Raw genomic sequence first — 431 nt, forward strand, 5'->3', positions numbered from 1 at the left:
GTCGCTGTGCCCGCTGGTGCAGTCGCTGGCCGACACCCATGACGCGCTGGAAGTGCGCTACCAAGGCCAACCGCTGCGGCTGCTGGAGCGCAGCGAGAGCGTTCGGGTGGAGCACGGCGATGGCTCGGGCCTGCAGGTGTCGGCCGGGCCGGATGAGCGGCCGCGTGGGAATGCGGTGGCGCCTTCCCGATAGCTGCGCGGCGCTGCTGTAGAGCCGAGCCCATGCTCGGCTCCCTTTCGGCACATCATCCAGAGGCAGCCGAGCGTGGGCTCGGCTCTACAGTAAACCGCCCTCACGCCCGGTGCGGGGTACCCAGGTACTCGGCGCTCTGCATCTCGATCAGGCGCGAGGCGGTGCGTTCGAACGCGCCCTGCAGGCGCTGGCCGGTGTACAGCTCGATCGGCGAGGTGCTGGCGGTGCAGACCAGGTT

The 431-nt window shown here is 69.8% G+C and carries 2 protein-coding genes; one reads left to right on the forward strand and one right to left on the reverse strand.

Translation table 11 applies throughout. The features are described 5' to 3' along the window. The coding region (locus D7X55_RS46690; protein WP_199747432.1) for a hypothetical protein at nt 1-193 on the forward strand (193 nt) is incomplete at its 5' end. A gap of 100 nt (nt 194-293) precedes the next feature. Here D7X55_RS46690 and zapE read toward each other — a convergent pair. Next, nucleotides 294-428: an AFG1/ZapE family ATPase gene (zapE, locus tag D7X55_RS46695; protein WP_368666532.1), complete on the reverse strand. Its 135-nt coding sequence runs from the start codon at nt 426-428 to the stop codon at nt 294-296. Nucleotides 429-431 lie beyond the last annotated feature (3 nt).

Source organism: Corallococcus sp. AB049A, from assembly GCF_003668885.1.
Classification (GTDB): Bacteria; Myxococcota; Myxococcia; order Myxococcales; family Myxococcaceae; genus Corallococcus; species Corallococcus interemptor.